The following is an 18033-nucleotide window of genomic DNA, read 5'->3' on the forward strand; positions in this document are numbered from 1 at the left end:
GGTATCTCCAAAACATATCAAGAATGACAGTGCCATATATTGGACAAATGGAGCGAGGCTGACCAGTTTCACGGGCGAAGGAATTGCCCATGTTCAAGACCCAGACCTTTGCTCACCAGACCTTGGCCCTTAAGCGCAGACAGACGGATATTCGCCCGGCTATCGCACCCGTGAAAGTGCGGCGCGGTACGCCGGACTATCAGCGTATCTCGCTGGCGCTATTCCTGGCCGGCTTCGCGACCTTTTCGCTGCTTTATACGGTGCAGCCGCTGCTGCCGCTATTTGCCCAGCATTTTCATGTGACGCCGGCCGCGAGTTCCCTTGCCTTGTCGCTATCCACCGGCGCGCTGGCCTGCGCCATCATGCTTGCCGCCATGCTGTCGGAAACGGCTGGCCGGCGCGGGCTGATGTTCATCTCGATGAGTGCCGCCGCGATCATGAATATCGTCGCGGGCCTCGCGCCGAATTGGACGACCCTGCTGATCGCCCGTGCGCTGGAGGGTTTCGTGCTCGGCGGCGTGCCGGCGGTCGCCATGGCCTATCTGGCGGAGGAGATCGACGGCGGCAGCCTGGGCCTCGCCATGGGGCGCTATGTCGGCGGGACGGCGTTCGGCGGCATGATGGGGCGCGTCGGCGCCGGATTGTTCGCCGAGGCATTCGGCTGGCGGGCGGCCCTCTGCATCATGGGGGCGCTGGGTGTGGCGGCGGCGATCGCCTTCGTGCTTCTGCTGCCCGCGTCACGCTATTTCGACCGCAAACGGGGCTTCGACCTGCGCTTTCATGTCCGCGCCTGGGGCGGCCATCTGACGGACCGGGGCTTGCCGCTGCTTTTCGCGATCGGCTTCCTGGTCATGGGCGCATTCGTCACCGTCTATAACTATGCCGGTTTCCGGCTGATGGCCGCGCCCTATCATTTCAGCCAGACCGTCATCGGGCTGATCTTTACCGTCTATGTCTTCGGCATTGTCGCGTCCTCGACCGCGGGCAGTGCTGCCGACAAGCTGGGCCGTGGCCGCGTATTGCCTATGGGCCTGGGGACGGCGCTGATCGGCGCGCTGCTGACGCTGAGCGCTGCCGTTCCCGTCATCATCCTCGGCATCATTCTGTTGACGGTCGGCTTCTTCATCTCCCATGCCGTCGCCAGCGGTTGGGTCGGGCGGTTGGCGGCGGGGTCCAAGGGCCATGCATCCTCGCTCTATCTGCTCGCCTATTATCTCGGCTCCAGCGTCGCGGGCACGGCCGGCGGCTGGTTCTGGTCGCATGGCGGTTGGCCGGGGGTGATCAGCTTCGCGGGCGTCTGCCTGGTGCTGGCGCTATTCTGCGGCCTCGGCGTCGGCCGGATCAGCCGGCCGCAAAGGGCAGAGCCCCGCTGAACACAGGCGCTTTCGGCTGACGCCGGCCGCGCTCTCTGCTAAGGGCTGCCGCCATGTCCCTTCCGGTGGCCCTCGCGATCGTTTTGGCTGCAGCCATGCTGGCCGGCGTCGTCAGCCTGTTCGTGCATCATCACGTGCATGTGGAACTGCGCCGCCGGCACAATGAAATCGGCACCGCGGTCTTCCTGCAGCTTGGCGTGATCTTCGCCGTGCTGCTGGCCTTCGTCTTCAGCGAGGTCTGGAGCGACTACAATAACGCGGCCAATGCCGTGCAACTGGAATGTAGCGCCCTGCAGGGTGCGGCCGTCCTGGCCAGCGCCCTGCCGAAGGCCGAAGGCCTGCCGATCCTGCAAACGGAGCGCAGCTATATCGACGGTGTCGTCCATCACGAATGGGCGGCGATGAGCCTGACGCGGGACGAGGATTCGGCCATCGCCGACCGGCTGGCGAAACTCATTCAGTCCACGGCCCAGATGAGGCCGACCGACATGGCTGATCTTGGTACGCGGCAACAGCTTCTGACCTTTCTGGAACAGGCCAATACCGAAAGATCGACGCGATTGTTTCAGACCAGCAGCGGCGTGCCGGCGCTGCTTTGGTGTCTGCTCATCGGTTTCGGCGGCGTGCTGGCGGTCTTCGTCACTTTGGCGGGCGTCGATCATCGTGGTGCCCTGATCAGTTTTTCGGTCACCTTTGCGACCGCCGTCGCTGCTATTCTCGTTCTCATCCATCTGCTGGACTATCCTTTCGAGGGCGCGCTGGCGCTCGGGTCCCAGCCCTTCGTGGCCGCGGGCGTGAAGGTGAGTGCCATGATCCAGATGGTGCGTTAGAGGTCTTCGATGCTGCGCGTCACGGAAATCAAACTTCCTCTCGATCATGACCCGGCGGCGCTGGCTGCCGCCATTGCCGGCCGTCTGCACCTGTCGCCCGAGCAATTGGGCGGGCATGAGGTGGTGCGGCGCGGCTATGACGCTCGGCGGCGCTCGGCCATCACGCTGGTCTATACCGTCGATGTCGCGGTGCCGGACGAGGCTGGCGTGCTGGCGCGCGTGCAGGACGACAAGCATGTCGGGCAGGCGCCGGATATGGGCTATCGGCTGGTGGCCCGCGCCCCGGCCCATCTCGCGCAGCGGCCGGTCGTCATCGGGGCCGGGCCCTGCGGCTTGCTGGCGGCGCTGACGCTGGCGCAGATGGGCTTTCGGCCGATCATGCTGGAACGCGGCAAGGTGGTGCGCGAACGTACCAAGGACACCTGGGCGCTATGGCGTCGCGGCGTGTTGACGCCGGAATCGAATGTGCAATTCGGCGAGGGTGGGGCAGGCACTTTCTCGGACGGCAAGCTCTATTCCGGTATCAAGGACCCGCTGCATCTCGGCCGCCGGGTATTGTCGGAATTCGTCGCCGCCGGTGCCCCGCCAGAGATCATGTATGTCAGCAAGCCGCATATCGGCACCTTCCGGCTGGTGACGGTGGTGGAAAGCCTGCGGCAGCAGATCGAGGCGCTGGGCGGCACCTATCGGTTCGAGAGCCGCGCCGACGATATCGAGATCGCGGAAGGCGCGGACGGCAGCCGGCAGGTGACGGCGGTCGTTCTGGCCAATGGCGAGCGTCTGGCGACCAACCATGTCGTGCTGGCGGTGGGCCATAGCGCGCGCGATACCTTTCCCATGCTGGAGGCGCGCGGCGTTGCGATGGTCGCGAAACCCTTCTCGCTGGGCTTTCGCATCGAGCATCCGCAGGCGCTGATCGACAGCTGCCGCTTCGGTGCCCATGCCGGCAATCCGATCCTGGGGGCGGCCGACTACAAGATCGTCCATCACGCGCAGAACGGCCGCTCGGTTTATAGTTTCTGCATGTGCCCGGGCGGGCAGGTGGTGGCGGCGACCTCGGAACCCGGCCTGGTCGTGACCAATGGCATGAGCCAGTATTCCCGCGCCGAGCTTAATGCCAATGCCGGTATCGTCGTCGGCATCACGCCCGAGGATTATCCGGGCGGACCGCTGGCCGGCATCGCCTTTCAACGCCATTGGGAGGCCCAGGCCTTCACGGCCGGCGGCGGAGACTATCGCGCGCCGGTGCAGTTGGTGGGGGACTTTCTGGCCGGCCGGGCGTCCACCAAACTCGGCAGCGTCGTCCCGTCCTACAAGCCGGGCGTCCTGCCCACCGATCTTTCGACCTGCCTGCCGGATTACGCGATCGCGGCCATCCGTGAGGCGATCCCGGCCTTCGACCGCCAAATTCGGGGTTTCTCAATGGCCGACGCGGTGCTGACGGGGGTAGAGACGCGCACGTCCTCGCCCTTGCGCATCAGCCGGGCGGGCGATTTTCAGAGCGTCAATACGCAGGGGCTTTACCCGGCCGGCGAGGGCGCGGGTTTCGCGGGCGGGATTCTGTCGGCCGGCGTGGACGGCATTCGCGTCGCCGAAGCGGTCGCGCTGGCGATGACGGCGCCTGCGGGCGCTAAGCTGGACTCGTAATCAGCTTCCACAGCCAGACGAGCAGGCGCCACCAGGCCCAAAGCACGGATCGGCGGGAAGGGTCATCGGACGGGTTGGCCATGGCAGCTTCTCAGTCAATCGCCCGCGCAAGCATCAAGTGTCGTCCGCGGCATGAAGCCGCGGATGACTGTTACTGAGAGCGGCCCTTGTGCGCGGGTGCGAGGCGGTGAAAATCAGCTGCGATAATCGGGCTGTTCGCGGTCCATCTTGCGCTGAAAGGCCTGCCAGACCAGCCAGCCGTGATCGGTGCCGCGCGTGAACTGCTTCTTGGTGCGCTGCTGCGTCTCGGCCGAGGGGATCGCCAAGGGCGCGCCGGTCGATTGGGCGGAGACCTGAATGCGGCAGGCCATCTCCAAGTAATACATGAAGTAGAAGGCCTCCGCGATGGTGCGGCCGACCGTCAGCAGACCGTGATTGCGCAACAGCAGGCAGGGCTTGTCGCCTAGATCACGCACCAGCCGCTCACGCTCGCTGAGATTGTCGTCATCGGCCACGCCTTCGTATTCATGGATCGCGACTTCGTCGATGAATTCCATGCCGATCTGGTTCAGCGGCAGCAATCCACCCGTCTGGGCCGCGACGGTCATACCCGCCAGCGTATGCGTATGCATGACGCAATGGGCATCATGACGCTTCATATGGATGGCGGAGTGGATGACGAAACCGGCCGGATTGACCGGAAAGCTGGTGGCCTGGGCGGGCGCGCCGTCGGCATCGACCTTGACCAGGGAGCTTGCCGTGATCTCATCGAACATCAGCCCGTACGGATTGACGAGGAAGAAATTGCCCGGCCCAGGCACGCGAACCGAGAGATGCGTATAGACCGTGTCGGTCATGCCCAGATGGGCGATCAACCGATAGGCACAAGCCAGATCCTGGCGAACCTGCTCCTCGGTTTCCTCGACATGAGCCGGCGGCGGCTCGGGGATCTGCAAGATCAGACTGTCCATGGGCAAGGTCTCCTTTCTGCCTATCCTATCATCATCTTCTGGCACCTCTACCCCTTTGGCACGCAAAAATGCTTCAAAAAACGGCGTTCAGGCCGTGACGTCCAGCACCATCATGCCGTCATGCCGGCGGCCGTATTCGTCGATGCCCTGCGTCCGGATCGCGTACGTGCCGGGGCTGAGCTGCGCCGGCAGGGTCGCCTGCCAGATATGGCTGGATTTGCCGGGTTTCACCCAGGGTTTGATGGCAAGCGGGTTGCGGGCATAGACATCCTGCACGAAGGGGTCCAGCCGTTCGACGCGCTGCATGGGCCGCCAGTCGCCGCCCTCACCAATGCTGTAGCGCAGGGTCGATTTCGGGCCGCCGTCATAGAGATTGACGACGAGGCGGGTGGAACCGGTGGCGGCCGTGCTGATCGGTCCGCCGAGCAATTGTCCGGGCAAGGTCTCGGCCAGCACCTCCGGCGTCGTGTCATGCGGGCCGTTGTCGAGCATCAGCCGCATCTGGCCCCGCTGAGGGTCATGCGCCGGTATCAGCCTTGTCTCGTAACTTGCGCCGTCGATGGAGAGGAGATGAAAGCCGTTCGGCGCGCCGTCGGTCGCGAGGGCCACCGGGATGCCGCGCACGTCGAAAGGACCGCTCCACCAGCTGCCGGAGACCGCCGTCATGACGTGATGATGATGGCCGGTCGTGCCGTCCGTCTCACCAGCGGTCGTCAGGTAATGATGCTCATTGGTATGGGTATGGCCGCTGAAGCTGACGGCGGCGGGGCGGTCGCGGATGACGTCCAGAAAATCCTTCCAGTCGGTATCGGCGAAATTCGCGGTGTCGCCAGCCAGCGTCCGCAGCGGAATATGCATGCAGAAGACGACAAGCTGCTCGGCCGGCACATGGGCCAAGACGTTGCGGATGAAACCGAGCTGATCCCGGCCGAAATAGCCCTGATATTTGTGGCCGCCGAGGTAATCGACATTGTCGAGCATGAAAAAGGTCGTGCCGCCGTATTGGAAGGCGTAGTAGCGCGCGCCGAAAATCCCCTTGAAGGTCTCGCGCGAGAAGCGGTTGTCTGGTGCTTCGTAGTTCATGTCGTGGTTGCCGGGGCAATTGTACCAGGGCAGGCCGAGGGTGCCGACGATCCGATTGCTGCGCTCATAGGCCGAGAGATCGTCGAACATGAGATCGCCGGTGGTGATGCCGAAGGCCGCCGGAATGCCGGTGACCTGTGCCACCACGTCATCCCGGACATAGCCGAGTTCAGCGAGGCTTTCCGGCTGCGGGTCGGTGAACAGGATAGCATTGAAGCGCGTGGGCTCCGTCTGCCGGCGCAGCGGAAAATCGATGCTGGCCGGCAGCGGGCCGGTGGGGGCGATGCCGGGATAGCGCAGGCCGAGTGCGGCCGGCGTGCCCTGCGGTTGATGGATCGTGCTGAAGCGCGGCAATTGCGTCGCGGGATCGACGGGCGTCATCCAGCCGGTCGGCTTGATGACGAAGACCGAATCGCCCGCCTGCACGGGCAGGCTCCAGCCGCCTTGGGCGTCCGTCAGCACAACGTCGCGACCGTTGGAGACCATGACATCGGGAATGCCCTGCGCGTCCGCGGTGCGATGACCGGAGCCGTCCTTGTCCTCGAAAACTATGCCTTGCGCCGTCTCGGCGGCGGGATGATCCGCAGGTTTGGTGCCGGTTGCCGCTGGCAGGCTGTCGGCCTGCGCGACCTGACCGACCACGGAGGCTGCCATGCCGGCCAGCGCCAGGCGGCGGGGCAAAGGGGTGGTCCAATCCATCGGCGCTCTCCTTGGGCTATCGGGCCGAAAGGCTAGCCAATGCGGGGCGCGCGCTTTGTGAAGCTCTGATGGCGTTCGGCCAGGCGGCCGTCAGGCTGCGGCGAACCGGTCCAGTCCGGCGAGCAGGGCGGCCCGCGTGCCCGGCTCCAACGCCGAATGCCCGGCATCCGGTATCACGGTCAGTCGCGCCGCCGGCCAATGGGAGGCGAGTTCGAAGGCGCTGACCGGCGGGCAGACCATGTCGTAACGGCCTTGCACGATCTCGGCCGGAATATGCCGGATGCGGTCCATATGGCCGAGCAGCCCTTCCGGCGGCAGGAAAAGGCGATGGGCGAAGTAATGCGCTTCGATCCGCGCGAGGCCGAGGGCCGCGCGGTCACGCGAGAAGGTGGAGACCATGTCGGGATGCGGCAGCAGCGTGCTGCAGGAGCCTTCGTAGACGGACCAGGCGCGGGCCGCCGGGCCATGGATGCGCGGGTCCGGGTCATCCAGCCGGCGGCGATAGGCGTTCAGGATATCGCCGCGCTCGGCCTCCGGCAGGAAACCCACGAACTGGGCATGCGCGTCAGGGAAGACGCCGCGGATGCCGTGCAGGAACCAGTCCACCTCGCTGTCGCGGCCGAGAAAAATGCCGCGCAGCACGCAGCCGATGACACGATCGGGATGGGCTTGCGCATAGGCCAAGGCGAGGGTCGACCCCCAGGAGCCGCCGAACAGCAGCCAGCGCTCGATACCCAGATGCTGGCGCAGCGCCTCGATATCCGCGATCAGATGCGGTGTGGAATTCTCCTCCAGCCGGCCCAGCGGGCGGGAGCGGCCGGCGCCGCGCTGGTCGAACAGTACCGCACGCCAGATGCGCGGATCGAAGAAGCGGCGATGGACGGAGCCGGCACCGGCACCCGGGCCGCCGTGCAGAAAGAGCGCCGGCTGGCCGGTGGGATTGCCCGCCTGTTCCCAATAGACCGAATGCCCGTCACCGACGGACAGATAGCCTGAGCCATAGGGCGCGATCTCGGGGAAGAGTTCGCGCCGCGACCCTGACGTGTCTCGGGAAAAGGCCATGTGGCGGCGGACCCCTAGGCCGTCATCGCCTGGGCGAGCGCCCGGGTCACGGTGTTGCAGACATGGTCCAGCTGGGCTTCGGTGAGGTCAGGATGGATCGGCAGGGCCATGATGCGGGTCGCGACGTCTTCCGCCACCGGCAGCGCGCCCCCTTCATGATGCGCGGCATAGGCCGGCTGGTGGTGCAAGGGCTTCGGGTAATAGACCGCCGTCGCCACGCCCTCGGCCTTGCAGGCCTCCTGCACCGCGGCGCGCACATCGCTATTCGGCAGGACCACGGCATAGACCGCCCAGGCGGCCGTGCTGTCCGCCACGCGCGCCGGTGTCGTCAGCAGATTGCCGAGGCGCTGGTCATAGAATTTCGCCACACGCTCCCGCGCGACCAGTTCTTCGTCAAAGACGGAAAGCTTGGCGAGCAATACGGCGGCCTGCAGCGTATCCAGACGGCCGTTGATGCCGATGCGTTGCACGTCATAGCGCAGCTTGCCCTCGCCATGGGTCCGCAGGCTGCGATAGAGCGCAGCGCGTTCGGCCGATTCCGTGAACAAGGCCCCGCCGTCGCCATAGCCGCCGAGGGGTTTGGACGGGAAGAAGCTGATCGCCGTGCAATCCGCCTGGGTGCCGAGCGGCTGTCCGTGCAGCTTGGCGCCGAAAGCCTGGGCGCAATCGTCGATCGTCACCAGATCATGCCGCTTCGCGATCTCGACCAGGGCATCCCAATCGGCCGGCTGGCCGAACAGGTCGACGCCGACGATGGCGCGGGGGCGAAGCTTCCCCCCCTGGCGCACGGCGTCGATGCGACGTTCAAGGTCAGCCGGGTCCATCTGGTAGGTGCGCGGGTCGATATCGACGAAAACCGGGGTGGCGCGGAGGAGAAGCGGGACTTCGGCGGTCGCCGTATAGGTGAAGGCCGGCAGGAAGACCGCGTCGCCGGGGCCGATATCCTCGGCCATCATGGCGATCAGCAGCGCGTCCGTGCCGGAGCTGACGGAGACGCAATGCGCCGCACCGGCGCGGCGGGCGAGTTCGGCCTCAAGCTCAGCCACTTCCGGCCCGAGCACGAATTGGCAATGGGCCATCACGGTATCGACGCGCCGGCGCATTTCAGCACCGATGCGGGCCTGCTGGGCCTTGAGATCAAGAAAGGGCACCCGGCCGGCGGCTGAGGGTGCGGGGACAGGGTCAGGCTTCTGGATCACGCTCATGCCCACTTTGTACGGGCTTGGCGGCCGTTTAGGAAGGTTCGACCTGCGAAGGGCAGGGTCGTCAGCCGGGCGTTGTCGCGGCGTGGGCGATGAAATTTTTGGGAGTTAGGGTCCGTCGGGTTTTAGGAGATCATTGGTCGTCCCCGTGCTTGTCACGGGGATCTACCCGGTTAGGCGCCACATCGGCGTCTGGGCGCCGGAACGGGTAGACCCGCGGCACGAGGCTCGGCCGGACAGGCCGCGGGCGACAGATTTGGGGGGGCGTTTCCACCTAAACCTGACGGGACCCTAGGACCGCTCAGCGCGCCAGGCCTCCAATTCCGCGTCGATATCCTCGTCCGTCAGTCCGGTGGCCTGAGCATCATGCTTCGCTGCGGCGATCGCCTTAGTTTTCCGGCCAAGCCGAGGCGAGCCCGGCCGTTTCGATCAGCCGCTGGCGGAGGTCGTCCGGGATCGGGGTCGACAGGCCCGTCGCGGTTTCGACCATCACGATGACCTCCCGCCCCATGGCGACGCAGCGGTCGCCATGGAATATGCCCTGAATGATGGTAGCGGAGCTGCGGCCGAGCTTCACCACGGCCGAGCCGAGGTCGAGCGTCGCGGGCCAATGCACTTCCGCACGGTAGTCGATCTCGACGCGGGCAAGAACCGTATGCATCCCGTTATGCAAGCCGATCGGCAGGCCGCAGGTCTGGGCGAGCGTCGTGCGGCCAGTCTCCAGATAGGCGAAATAGGCGACGTTGTTGACATGTCCCTGCGCGTCCGTGTCGGAATAGCGGACGCGTTCCTGAGCCCAGACGCGGTAGGTTTCACGCAGCGTCGGGTCGTATTCGGGGTCCATATCAGGCGGCCGGGTCATTGGCACCGACAAGACCGGCGGCGAATTCGGCGGCGACGAAGGGACGCAGGTCACCGACCTTCTCGCCCACGCCGACCGCATGAACCGGCATGCCGAATTCCTCGGCGAGTGCGACGACGATGCCGCCGCGCGCCGAGCCGTCCAGCTTGGTCACGATCAAGCCATCGACTTTGACGAGATCGCGAAAGACCTGGACCTGGTTGATGGCGTTCTGCCCGGTCGTGGCGTCCAGCGTCAGCACCGTCGCATGCGGGGCCGTCGGGTCCAGCTTGCGGATGACGCGGATGATCTTCGCCAACTCATCCATCAGCGCCGTCTTGTTATGCAGGCGCCCGGCGGTATCGACCAGAAGAACGTCGATCCCTTCGCGTTTCGCGCGTTCCAGCGCGCCATAGGCGAGGCCGGCGGCGTCACCGTCCTGCTTGCCGGAGACGACCGGCGCGCCCGTGCGGTCGCCCCAGATCTGCAATTGCTCGACCGCCGCCGCGCGGAAGGTGTCGCCCGCCACCAGCATCGGGCGCAGCCCCTGGTCGCGGTAGAATTGCGACAGCTTGCCGATGGTCGTGGTCTTGCCGGTGCCGTTGACGCCGACCATCAGCACGACATGCGGGGCATGGGCCGGGTCGATTACCAGCGGCTGCGCGACAGGCGCGAGGATCTTGGTGATCTCCTCCGCCAGCGTCGATTTGATTTCCTCGTCCGTCACTTCCTTGCCGAAGCGGGTGCGGCGGAAGCTGGCGATGACTTTCGCGGCCGCGCGCGGGCCGAGATCGGCCGCGATCAGCAGCTCCTCCAATTCCTCCAGCGCTTCGTCATCCAGCTTGCGCTTGGTGAAGACAGCGGTGATGCTGGTGGACAGCTTTTGGGTGGAGCGTGACAGCCCCTCCTTCAGCCGGGAGAAAAATCCGGAAAGCGCCATGTCAGATGCTCATAGACTGAGAGAGGTGACCGCTCACGCGGCCAGAAGCCCGTCGGCGTCGCAGCCTGTCACGGTCGCGGTCACGATCTGGCCGGGCACCGCTGCCACGGTCAGGCGCACAGGCCGGAAATGCTCGGAATGGCCGCGCGTCTCGGTCTCGGCCAGCACCCGCACGGTTTGCCCCAGATGCAGGGCGTCGAAGCGCGCTTCGGCGGCCGAGCCTGCCGCACGCAGCCGCGCCGCACGTTCCTTCCGCACCGCCTTGGGCACGGAGGGCATGCGCGCGGCCGGCGTGCCGCTGCGCTCGGAATAGGGAAACACATGCAGCATGGTGAGGTCGGCTTCCGCGACCAGCGCCAGGGTCTCGGCAAAGCTTTCCTCGGTCTCGGTCGGGAAGCCGGCGATGAGATCGGCGCCGAAGGCGATGCCCGGCCGCAGTTTCCGCGCGCGTTCCGTCACCGCGAGGACGTCGGCACGGAGATGGCGGCGCTTCATGCGCTTGAGGATAAGGTCCGACCCCGCCTGGATGGACAGATGCAGATGCGGCAGCAGGCGCGGCTCATCCGCGATCAGCTTCCACAGATCCTCGTCGATCTCGCAGGGGTCGAGGGAGGACAGGCGCAGGCGCGGCAATTCCGGCAGCAAAGCCAGCAGCCGGCGCACCATCTGGCCGAGCGGCGGCTGGCCCGGCAGGTCATGCCCATAGCTGGTGATATCGACGCCGGTCAGGACGATTTCCTGATAGCCCGAGCCGATCAGGCTGCGGCACTGGTCCAGGATCGCGCCCAAGGGCACGCTGCGGCTGGGGCCACGGCCGAAGGGGATGATGCAGAAGGTGCAGCGATGGTCGCAGCCCTGCTGGACCTGCACGAAGGCGCGGGCCCGGCCCGCGAATTCCGTCACCAGATGGGCGGCGGTTTCCTTGGCTGTCATGATGTCCGAAACGGCGGAGGGCGAGTCGGGCTGCCAGTGGGCCGCGTCCAGCTTCTCGGCATTGCCCAGCACGCGGGAAACGCCGGGGAGTGTCCCCCAGGCCTCGGGCGCGATTTGCGCGGCGCAGCCGGTGACGACGATCTTCGCCTCGGGCCGTTCCCGCGCCAGACGGCGGATGGCCTGGCGCGCCTGACGCTCGGCTTCCGCCGTGACTGCGCAGGTATTGACGATGATGGTATCCGCGAGCCCGGCGTCACGCGCGTGGCCGCGCATGACCTCACCCTCATAAGTGTTCAGCCGGCAGCCGAAGCTCAGCACATCAACGGTCATGCCGCGATCTCCGCGCGCTCGACGGCGGCCAGGGCGATGCTGCCGGTGAAGCTGGTCTCAGCCGGGCCGGTCATCAGCACATGACCGTCGCTGTCGCGCCATTCGATGGTGAGACGCCCGCCGTCGAGGATCATCTCCGCCCGGCGGCCCGTCAGGCCGCGGCGGACGGCGTTCACCAGCGTGGCGCAGGCGCCGGAACCGCAGGCGAGGGTCAGGCCCGCGCCGCGTTCCCAGACCCGAAGCCTGATCCGTTCGGGTGAGACAATCTCCGCAAAACCGATATTGGCGCGGTCGGGGAACAGGCCGTCCGTCTCGAAGCGCGGACCGAGCGTCTCGACAGGCGTGGCAGCGACGCTGCCCACAAAGAAGGTCGCATGCGGATTGCCCATGGAGCAGGCGGCCGGATCCGCGACGCTGCCCTGAGCCAGCGGCAGATGCAGCGTGTCCATCGCGGAGGCCAGCGGCACCTGCGTCCAGTCCAGGCGCGGCTTGCCGAGATCGACGGTGACGGTGCCATCGGCATGCAGCACCGAGGGCAGATCGCCCGAAATGGTGCGGATGGTGACACAGTCGCGGCCGAGTTCCGGCCCGATCAGGCTGGCCACGCAGCGCGTGGCATTGCCGCAGGCCCCGGCCTCGCTGCCGTCAGGGTTATGGATGCGCATGAAGACATCCGCGCCTTGGCCGGCCGGTTCCAGGCTGATGAGCTGGTCGCAGCCGATCCCAAGCCGGCGATCCGCCAGATGGCGGATGCGCGCAGGTGTCAGGTCCAGAGCCCGGGTCCGTCCGTCGAGAATGACGAAATCGTTCCCCGCTCCATGCATCTTCATGAAAGGGGCAAGCATGCTCGGCTTATAGGTGCCGCAGGCCAGCATCGGAAGAGCAATTGCCGGAGGCTCTGGGTTGCCTGTGATGGAGGAATGGATGCGCCGCCGCCGCACGCGCCTCGGCGAAAAAAATCCTGGAACCATCGATTTGCCTCTAGACGACCGGTCTAATCAACGCTATCCAGAATGCCATGAGCAGTTCAGTCGCACATGAAACTTCCGATGTTCGCGAGAGCATTCTGGAGATTGGCCAGCGGATCATGGCGGGGAAGGGGTTTTCCGCCGTCGGTCTGAACGAGATTTTGGTATCCGCTGGTGTGCCGAAGGGGTCCTTTTATCATTACTTCGCCTCGAAGGATGCTTTCGGAGAAGCTTTGCTTGAACGTTACTTCGAGGACTATCTGGCTGATCTTGATGAGACGCTGCGTCAGCCTGGCCTGACCATGGCCCAGCGTCTGATGAATTACTGGACGCAATGGCAGGAAACCCAATCCTTCTATGATTGTCAGGGCAAATGCCTTGCCGTGAAGCTGGGTGCGGAAGTCGCGGACCTGTCGGAAGCGATGCGCCTTGTTCTGAAACGCGGAACCAGCGGGATCACCAACCGGCTGGCGCAAGCCATCAGAACGGGCTTGGCGGAAGGATCGCTGTCGTTCACCGGCGATCCCGATGATGTCGCGCAAAGCCTGTATCAGCTTTGGCTGGGGGCCAGCCTGATGGTGAAGATTACGCGAACGATGCAACCCTTCGACAAGGCCATGGCGACCACACGTCAAGTGCTTAACCTTCCCATCTAGTCAGGGGAGGGTGCTGCAATTCCTTGGCCTAACGTGTTTTCGACTTATAAATTATAGACGACCGGTCTAATTCACAACGCGCCCATCCATGGGCAATATAGGAAAAAGACGATGAAGATTTTGATGGTTCTGACCTCGCATGACGAGCTGGGCAATACCGGGCGCAAGACGGGTTTCTGGCTGGAAGAACTCGCGGCCCCTTATTATGCCTTCAAGGACGCGGGCGTGGAGGTTGTGCTGGCCTCGCCCAAAGGGGGCCAGCCGCCGCTTGACCCCAAGAGCAACGAGCCGTCCTTCCAGACCGAGATGACGCACCGGTTCGAGGCTGACGCAGCGGCGAAAGCGCAGCTTGCCGCCACGGTCAAGCTGGACAGCGTCTCTCAGGCCGATTTCGACACGGTCTTTTATCCGGGCGGCCATGGTCCGCTTTGGGATCTGGCAGAAGACCAGAACTCGATCGCGTTGATCGAGGCTTTCATCGCGGCCGGCAAGCCCGTCGCCCTTGTCTGTCACGCGCCGGGCGTTCTGCGCCACATCAAGACAGCGGACGGCCAGCCGCTGGTCGCAGGCAAGAAGGTGACGGGCTTCGCCAATACCGAGGAAGAGGCCGTCGGCCTGACCAAGGTGGTGCCCTTCCTGGTGGAAGACGTGCTCAAAGAGAACGGCGGTATCTATTCCAAAGGCGATGACTGGGCATCCTACGTGGTGACGGACGGTCTTCTGATCACCGGCCAGAACCCGGCTTCCTCGGCAGCGGCCGCCCTGGTCCTGCTCGACGCCGTGAATAAGGCCGCCGCCTGACATTGCCTGCGCGTGGGGGCGGCACCGCCCCCACGACCGTCACCGTTGCGAGGAGGAAGCAATCATGACCCGCTATACGCTTGAACAGATCAAAGCGGCCGGTTGGCTGAAGGAAGCCAATTACATCGACGGCCGATGGGTCGCGGCCGATGACGGGCGCGTCTACGGCGTCGACGATCCCGCGACCGAGAAGCGGATCGGCGAAATCCCCTGGGTCGGTGCCGCCGAAACACATCGGGCCATTGATGCCGCGCAAACCGCTTTCACGTCCTGGTCGATGACGACGGCGGGCGAACGCGCTGGGCTTCTGGGCCGCATGGCGCAGCTTGTGCGCGACAATCTCGATATCCTGGCCAGCATGCTGACCTTTGAGCAGGGCAAGCCCGTGGCCGAAGCCCGCAACGAAATGAAGCTCGGCGCCGATTACATTCAATGGTTCGCCGAAGAAGCAAGACGCATCAATGGTGAGATTGTGCCGTCACCCTGGAAGGATCGCCAGATTCTGGTGACGCGTGAACCCGTGGGCGTGGTCGGCGCCATCTCCCCCTGGAATTTCCCCTTCTCCATGCTGTCGCGCAAGATCGCGCCGGCGCTGGCCGCCGGATGCACGATCGTCATCAAGCCTTCGGAATTCACTCCGTTCTGCGGTCTGCTTTATGCGGTTCTGGCCGAGAAGGTCGGCATTCCTGCCGGCGTGGTCAATGTCCTGACCGGTGACGGCGCGGCGGTCGGCGCCGAACTGACGGCGAACCCGCTTGTCCGCAAGATCACCTTCACGGGCTCCACCCGCGTCGGCAAGCTGCTGTATAAGCAATCCGCCGATACGATGAAGAAACTCTCGATGGAACTGGGCGGCAATGCGCCGACCATCGTCTTCGATGATGCCGATCTGGATCTGGCCGTCGAGAACGCGATTGCCGGCAAGTTCCGCAATAGCGGGCAGACTTGCGTCTGCACCAATCGCTTCTACGTCCAGGACGGCATCTATGACGCCTTCGCCGAGCGCCTGACCGAGCGGGTGCAGCAGATGAAGGTCGGCAACGGGTTCGATGACGGCACTGAGCAAGGTCCGCTGATCAATCAGGCCGCCGTGAAGAAGGTCGAAGCCCATATTCAGGACGCCCAGTCCAAGGGCGGCCGCATTCTGGCGGGTGGCAAACGCCATGCGCTCGGCGCTACATTCTTCGAGCCGACCGTCATTGCCGATGCAACGCCGGATATGGTGATCGCGCATGAGGAGACCTTCGGTCCGGTCGCCGCGCTGTTTCGCTTCAAGACGGAGCGGGAAGGGATCGATGCCGCCAATTCGACCGAGTTCGGGCTTGCCGCCTATTTCTTCACGCGCGATCTGGCGCGGACCTTTCGCGTCGCGCGCGCCATCCAAAGCGGCATGATCGGCATCAATGCGGGTGTGATCACCACGCCGGAAGCGCCCTTCGGCGGTGTCAAGGACAGCGGCATCGGCCGTGAGGGATCAACCCACGGGATCGAAGACTACCTCAACCTCAAATACCTCAGCCTCGGCGGTCTGTAACACGCGTCATTCGGAAGGAAGTGCGTCATGAGCAATGGTATCGAAAACAAGGTCGTTCTGATCACAGGCGGCGGCACGGGGATTGGCGCGGAAGCGGCCCGTCTGCTGGCCGCGCGGGGTGCCAAGGTGGCGGTCGCCGCCCGCCGGCGCGAAAAGCTGGATGAGGTCGTGGCCGAAATCGCATCCCAGGGCGGGCAGGCGCGCGCCTATGCGCTGGACGTCACCGACAAGACGCAGGTGGAAGCCGTGGTCCCGGCCGTCGTCGCCGATTTCGGGAAGCTTGATGTCCTGATCAACAATGCCGGTCTGATGCCGATCCGCCCGATGAGCGAAGTCAATACGGATGAGTGGGATGCGATGATCGACGTCAATCTGAAAGGCACGCTTTACGGCATTGCCGCGGCGCTGCCGCGCTTCATGGCGCAGGAGAGCGGTCATATCATCAATGTGAGTTCAGTTGCCGGGATCAAGGTCTTTGCGCCCGGCGGCACTGTCTATTCGGGCACCAAGTTCGCGGTCAGCGCGATTTCCGAGGGGCTGAGGCAGGAGGTCGGCCACAAGATCCGCGTCACCTCGATCGAACCCGGCGCCGTGGACAGCGACCTTAAGCACAGCACATCCGGGACAGCGCAGGAGACCGTGCTGGATTTCTACAAACAGGCCATTCCGGCGGCTTCCGTTGCGCGGGCCATCGCCTTCGCGATCGAGCAGCCCGAGGATGTCGATATCAACGAGATCGTCATCCGCCCGACCAGGCAGGTGTTTTGATCGCCCGCCAGTCTATAGTCGGTCGGGTTTAGTCCGAAACGCCCCCAAACCTGTCGCCCGCGGACTTGTTCCGCGGGTCTACCCCTGCGTGCAGGCAAGCGGCCGCGCGACGCGTGCGCGGATGACGGATCATCTATCAAAACCTGACAGACTCTCATCGGCTTGCGGTGAGCGGATCTTGCGTTGATCAGGCGGCGTGCTGCGCGATATGGGCAAGCGCCATGTCGAATGCGACTTCCAGCGGCTGTGAGTTGCTTGCCGTCTTTGACAGCAGGATGCCGCCCTGAATGGCGGCCAGGACGGCCAGCGCGATGGTCTTTGTGTCCGCGGATGGTCGAAGATGCCCGCGCGCTTTCATACGCGACAGGCCGCTTTCGATCACCGCTGTCCAGGACAGGAAGCTTTGATCGAGCGTGCGGCGTGCGTCTTCGGATTGCGACGACAATTCACTCGCCAGCGATCCGATCGGGCAACCGCCAGAGACACCCAAACGGTTAGCCTGGATCAAGGCATCGCGCCATGCGCGCAATCCTTCGAACGAATCGAGAGGACCTAGAAACTTGCTGTTCGCCTGCAGGATGCGATCCGTCTGGATGTCGATCACCGCCCGCACCAGCGCGTCCTTGTCGGAAAAGTAGTGGTACAGCTGTGATTTGCTGGTGCCGCTTGCCTCCATGATCTCATCCAGGCTGACGCGTTCCGCGCTGGCTGCGTAAATCAAGTCGGCAGCGGCCGCGACGATGCGCTGCCTGGTGGCGAGCCCGCGCGCCGTCAAAACCCGCTTCTCTGGCTTGGCATTTCTGGCCAATGGCATTCACCTGAATTGGACTTGACAGTCCAGTTTTGTCTCTCGAAGTTGGACTAATTAGTCCATATTGGAAATTGCATCAATGTCTCAGCATCTTCAGAACGGCCAGACCTTCCCGCGCTTGGACATCCCGGCGGTGGGCGGCGGCGTCCTTCATCTTCCGGAGGATTTCGCAGGGTCTTACGCTGTCCTGCTCATCTATCGCGGCCATTGGTGCCCCTTCTGCAACGAACAGATGGCGGCCTTTGTGGACGCCTTCGATACTTTGTCCCAACAGGGCATCAAACTGGCCGCGTTTTCGGTTGATGACGAAGCTTCGACCCAGGAGTTTATCGCGAAGCATCATATTCGCTTTCCGATGGGTCACTCAGCGGACATCGACGCCGTGGTCGATGCGACCGGCGCCTATGTGACCAGCTTTCCGACCCGGGGGCGTTTTCTGGAGACGACCGGCTTCGTGATCGCGCCCGACGGCAGCATCGTCAACGCGGTCTATTCAAGCCGCGCGATCGGCCGTCTTGTGCCGAGCGACGTCATCCGCCTGGTTGCGTTCATGCGGTCCTTGGCGACGTAAACCGCTGCGCGGA

General features: G+C 64.6%; 17 protein-coding genes. 8 read left to right on the top strand and 9 right to left on the bottom strand.

The features are described 5' to 3' along the window. Positions 1–89 precede the first annotated feature (89 nt). From ACELLULO517_RS23885 to ACELLULO517_RS23895, 3 genes are read left to right on the top strand one after another with little or no spacing between them, the layout of a single operon-like run. On the top strand, positions 90–1373 hold the full coding sequence (locus ACELLULO517_RS23885; protein ID WP_227309954.1) for an MFS transporter: 1284 nt from the start codon (positions 90–92) through the stop codon (positions 1371–1373). A gap of 53 nt (positions 1374–1426) precedes the next feature. Further along, on the top strand, positions 1427–2203 hold the full coding sequence (locus ACELLULO517_RS23890) for a bestrophin-like domain (protein ID WP_227309955.1): 777 nt from the start codon (positions 1427–1429) through the stop codon (positions 2201–2203). Between the two features lie 9 nt (positions 2204–2212). Next, complete coding sequence (locus ACELLULO517_RS23895; protein WP_227309956.1) at positions 2213–3850, top strand: NAD(P)/FAD-dependent oxidoreductase; 1638 nt, start codon at positions 2213–2215, stop codon at positions 3848–3850. A 194-nt stretch (positions 3851–4044) separates the two neighbouring features. Here the strand turns inward: ACELLULO517_RS23895 and ACELLULO517_RS23900 are convergent, their stop codons facing one another. The 8 genes from ACELLULO517_RS23900 to dapF all read right to left on the bottom strand — a co-directional run bounded on the left by ACELLULO517_RS23900 (position 4045) and on the right by dapF (position 12756). Then, positions 4045–4821, bottom strand: coding sequence for a class II aldolase/adducin family protein (locus ACELLULO517_RS23900; RefSeq protein ID WP_227309957.1), 777 nt, complete (start codon positions 4819–4821; stop codon positions 4045–4047). Positions 4822–4908: 87 nt separating this feature from the next. Continuing rightward, positions 4909–6603 (bottom strand): calcineurin-like phosphoesterase C-terminal domain-containing protein, encoded by a 1695-nt coding sequence (locus ACELLULO517_RS23905; RefSeq protein WP_227309958.1) that lies wholly within the window; start codon positions 6601–6603, stop codon positions 4909–4911. A gap of 90 nt (positions 6604–6693) precedes the next feature. Continuing rightward, positions 6694–7665 (bottom strand): prolyl aminopeptidase, encoded by a 972-nt coding sequence (gene pip, locus ACELLULO517_RS23910; protein WP_227309959.1) that lies wholly within the window; start codon positions 7663–7665, stop codon positions 6694–6696. Between the two features lie 14 nt (positions 7666–7679). Then, positions 7680–8870: a DegT/DnrJ/EryC1/StrS family aminotransferase gene (locus ACELLULO517_RS23915; protein WP_227309960.1), complete on the bottom strand. Its 1191-nt coding sequence runs from the start codon at positions 8868–8870 to the stop codon at positions 7680–7682. Between the two features lie 385 nt (positions 8871–9255). Next, the gene (locus tag ACELLULO517_RS23920) at positions 9256–9729 is read right to left on the bottom strand and encodes an acyl-CoA thioesterase (RefSeq protein ID WP_227309961.1); all 474 of its coding nucleotides are present in this window, start codon (positions 9727–9729) and stop codon (positions 9256–9258) included. After that, the gene (gene ftsY / locus ACELLULO517_RS23925; RefSeq protein ID WP_227309962.1) at positions 9713–10648 is read right to left on the bottom strand and encodes a signal recognition particle-docking protein FtsY; all 936 of its coding nucleotides are present in this window, start codon (positions 10646–10648) and stop codon (positions 9713–9715) included. Before ftsY ends, ACELLULO517_RS23920 begins: the two co-directional genes overlap by 17 nt. A gap of 33 nt (positions 10649–10681) precedes the next feature. Next, a complete protein-coding gene (gene mtaB, locus ACELLULO517_RS23930; RefSeq protein WP_227309963.1) occupies positions 10682–11911 on the bottom strand; it encodes a tRNA (N(6)-L-threonylcarbamoyladenosine(37)-C(2))-methylthiotransferase MtaB in 1230 nt (409 codons plus the stop codon). Continuing rightward, positions 11908–12756, bottom strand: a complete 849-nt coding sequence (gene dapF, locus ACELLULO517_RS23935; protein ID WP_227309964.1) for a diaminopimelate epimerase — start codon at positions 12754–12756, stop codon at positions 11908–11910. Before dapF ends, mtaB begins: the two co-directional genes overlap by 4 nt. A gap of 173 nt (positions 12757–12929) precedes the next feature. Between dapF and ACELLULO517_RS23940 the strand changes: the two genes are divergently transcribed. From ACELLULO517_RS23940 to ACELLULO517_RS23955, 4 genes are all read left to right on the top strand, one after another. Next, the gene (locus tag ACELLULO517_RS23940) at positions 12930–13535 is read left to right on the top strand and encodes a TetR/AcrR family transcriptional regulator (protein WP_227309965.1); all 606 of its coding nucleotides are present in this window, start codon (positions 12930–12932) and stop codon (positions 13533–13535) included. A 111-nt stretch (positions 13536–13646) separates the two neighbouring features. Further along, on the top strand, positions 13647–14336 hold the full coding sequence (locus ACELLULO517_RS23945) for a type 1 glutamine amidotransferase domain-containing protein (RefSeq protein ID WP_227309966.1): 690 nt from the start codon (positions 13647–13649) through the stop codon (positions 14334–14336). A 64-nt stretch (positions 14337–14400) separates the two neighbouring features. Beyond that, positions 14401–15870: an NAD-dependent succinate-semialdehyde dehydrogenase gene (locus ACELLULO517_RS23950; protein WP_227309967.1), complete on the top strand. Its 1470-nt coding sequence runs from the start codon at positions 14401–14403 to the stop codon at positions 15868–15870. A 27-nt stretch (positions 15871–15897) separates the two neighbouring features. Next, positions 15898–16638, top strand: coding sequence for an SDR family oxidoreductase (locus ACELLULO517_RS23955; RefSeq protein ID WP_227309968.1), 741 nt, complete (start codon positions 15898–15900; stop codon positions 16636–16638). 187 nt (positions 16639–16825) lie between these two features. Here the strand turns inward: ACELLULO517_RS23955 and ACELLULO517_RS23960 are convergent, their stop codons facing one another. Then, positions 16826–17452, bottom strand: coding sequence for a TetR/AcrR family transcriptional regulator (locus tag ACELLULO517_RS23960; protein WP_406566290.1), 627 nt, complete (start codon positions 17450–17452; stop codon positions 16826–16828). 76 nt (positions 17453–17528) lie between these two features. On the opposite strand from ACELLULO517_RS23960, the gene ACELLULO517_RS23965 reads away from it, so the two are divergent. Further along, positions 17529–18020 carry a redoxin domain-containing protein gene (locus tag ACELLULO517_RS23965; RefSeq protein ID WP_227309970.1) on the top strand — a complete coding sequence of 164 codons (492 nt, stop codon included), beginning with the start codon at positions 17529–17531 and terminating at the stop codon, positions 18018–18020. Positions 18021–18033 lie beyond the last annotated feature (13 nt).

Source organism: Acidisoma cellulosilyticum, assembly GCF_020621385.1.
Lineage (GTDB): Bacteria > Pseudomonadota > Alphaproteobacteria > Acetobacterales > Acetobacteraceae > Acidisoma > Acidisoma cellulosilyticum.

What these genes read in the sequence shown, in the direction of transcription:
- ACELLULO517_RS23885 (WP_227309954.1), top strand. Translation starts at nt 90, where the DNA reads ATGTTCAAGACCCAGACCTTTGCTCACCAGACCTTGGCCCTTAAGCGC.
- ACELLULO517_RS23890 (WP_227309955.1), top strand. Translation starts at nt 1,427, where the DNA reads ATGTCCCTTCCGGTGGCCCTCGCGATCGTTTTGGCTGCAGCCATGCTG.
- ACELLULO517_RS23895 (WP_227309956.1), top strand. Translation starts at nt 2,213, where the DNA reads ATGCTGCGCGTCACGGAAATCAAACTTCCTCTCGATCATGACCCGGCG.
- ACELLULO517_RS23900 (WP_227309957.1), bottom strand. Translation starts at nt 4,821, where the DNA reads ATGGACAGTCTGATCTTGCAGATCCCCGAGCCGCCGCCGGCTCATGTC.
- ACELLULO517_RS23905 (WP_227309958.1), bottom strand. Translation starts at nt 6,603, where the DNA reads ATGGATTGGACCACCCCTTTGCCCCGCCGCCTGGCGCTGGCCGGCATG.
- pip (WP_227309959.1), bottom strand. Translation starts at nt 7,665, where the DNA reads ATGGCCTTTTCCCGAGACACGTCAGGGTCGCGGCGCGAACTCTTCCCC.
- ACELLULO517_RS23915 (WP_227309960.1), bottom strand. Translation starts at nt 8,870, where the DNA reads ATGAGCGTGATCCAGAAGCCTGACCCTGTCCCCGCACCCTCAGCCGCC.
- ACELLULO517_RS23920 (WP_227309961.1), bottom strand. Translation starts at nt 9,729, where the DNA reads ATGACCCGGCCGCCTGATATGGACCCCGAATACGACCCGACGCTGCGT.
- ftsY (WP_227309962.1), bottom strand. Translation starts at nt 10,648, where the DNA reads ATGGCGCTTTCCGGATTTTTCTCCCGGCTGAAGGAGGGGCTGTCACGC.
- mtaB (WP_227309963.1), bottom strand. Translation starts at nt 11,911, where the DNA reads ATGACCGTTGATGTGCTGAGCTTCGGCTGCCGGCTGAACACTTATGAG.
- dapF (WP_227309964.1), bottom strand. Translation starts at nt 12,756, where the DNA reads ATGCTTGCCCCTTTCATGAAGATGCATGGAGCGGGGAACGATTTCGTC.
- ACELLULO517_RS23940 (WP_227309965.1), top strand. Translation starts at nt 12,930, where the DNA reads ATGAGCAGTTCAGTCGCACATGAAACTTCCGATGTTCGCGAGAGCATT.
- ACELLULO517_RS23945 (WP_227309966.1), top strand. Translation starts at nt 13,647, where the DNA reads ATGAAGATTTTGATGGTTCTGACCTCGCATGACGAGCTGGGCAATACC.
- ACELLULO517_RS23950 (WP_227309967.1), top strand. Translation starts at nt 14,401, where the DNA reads ATGACCCGCTATACGCTTGAACAGATCAAAGCGGCCGGTTGGCTGAAG.
- ACELLULO517_RS23955 (WP_227309968.1), top strand. Translation starts at nt 15,898, where the DNA reads ATGAGCAATGGTATCGAAAACAAGGTCGTTCTGATCACAGGCGGCGGC.
- ACELLULO517_RS23960 (WP_406566290.1), bottom strand. Translation starts at nt 17,452, where the DNA reads ATGCCATTGGCCAGAAATGCCAAGCCAGAGAAGCGGGTTTTGACGGCG.
- ACELLULO517_RS23965 (WP_227309970.1), top strand. Translation starts at nt 17,529, where the DNA reads ATGTCTCAGCATCTTCAGAACGGCCAGACCTTCCCGCGCTTGGACATC.